Origin of the sequence: Citrobacter sp. TBCS-14, assembly GCF_005280805.1 — a bacterium.
Classification (GTDB): Bacteria; Pseudomonadota; Gammaproteobacteria; order Enterobacterales; family Enterobacteriaceae; genus Citrobacter; species Citrobacter gillenii.
The window spans coordinates 1-261 of sequence record NZ_SZWM01000036.1 but is presented as its reverse complement, the minus strand read 5'-3'; the positions used below and the strand labels follow the sequence as shown (position 1 = coordinate 261).

General features: G+C 51.7%; 1 pseudogene. It reads left to right on the top strand.

Features of this window, described 5'->3' with window-relative positions:
• Positions 1-261, top strand: a pseudogene (gene lpxD / locus FDX22_RS00155) (UDP-3-O-(3-hydroxymyristoyl)glucosamine N-acyltransferase); the annotation flags it as partial.

Here is a 261-nt window from a genome sequence, read left to right as displayed (position 1 = left end):
AAAAATCGGCGCAGGTTCACGCTTGTGGGCGAATGTGACGATTTACCACGACATTCAGATCGGTGAAAATTGCCTGATCCAGTCCAGCACCGTTGTCGGATCCGACGGATTTGGTTACGCGAACGATCGCGGTAACTGGGTGAAGATCCCGCAGCTTGGTCGCGTGATTATTGGCGATCGTGTTGAGATTGGCGCATGTACCACCATTGACCGTGGTGCGCTGGACGATACCGTGATCGGTAATGGTGTTATCATTGATAA